Genomic DNA, 658 nt, shown 5'->3' with positions numbered 1-658 from the left:
AGTTTAATTTTTCTCTCGGTCTTTCGTTCAATTTCTTTTGTATCGACATAATTCTCTTGTCTGTGTAATGTTCAAACGAATCCTTTTTCGGTATATATTGTCTGATTAGTTTATTTGTATTCTCAATCGCTCCCTTTTGCCAAGAACAATATGGATCAGCGAAGTATACGGGCACGCCTAAGAACTTGGTAATGTCCTTATGTGCTGCAAATTCAGGTCCGTTGTCTGTTGTAATGGTCTTCAGACAGTCCTTGTATGGTGGCAGCAGTTTCCTAACTACCTTTGCCAGAGGCTTTGACTGCTTTCCAAATGGCAGTTTCTGCATAAGCAGCATATTGGTGGATTTCTCTACCAGTGTGAGTATGGTATGCTGGTCAGGGTCTACGATCAAGTCCATCTCAAAATCTCCGAATCTCTTCCCGTCAACTTCCTTACTTCTTTCATGGATACTCAACCTGTCTTTAATTGGAAGATGTCTGCCCTTGGGACGATGTCTGTATTTCATCTTATGCCTTGTGTGTTTGGCAAGTTCCCCTGTTGTATCATTATGAATGATATTATAAATGGATTGGTGGGACACCTTTATTCCCTCATTCTTGCGCAGATAACCTGATATTTGTCGTGGAGACCACTGGTCATTGGTGATATATTCCTTAAT

The 658-nt window shown here is 40.6% G+C and carries 1 protein-coding gene (only partly in view); it reads right to left on the bottom strand.

Annotation, left to right across the window (positions count from 1 at the left end; genetic code table 11):
• Positions 1–658, bottom strand: part of the annotated coding region (locus E0E16_RS07695) for an IS30 family transposase (protein WP_130829732.1) (this coding region is incomplete at its 5' end). Its footprint begins 32 nt before the window's first position; 658 of its 690 annotated nt are in view.

It is taken from the genome of Prevotella rectalis, assembly GCF_900607215.1.
GTDB classification, from domain to species: Bacteria; Bacteroidota; Bacteroidia; order Bacteroidales; family Bacteroidaceae; genus Prevotella; species Prevotella brunnea.
The sequence above is the reverse complement of the archived record's forward strand: the minus strand, read 5'-3'. Positions and strand labels throughout refer to the sequence as shown.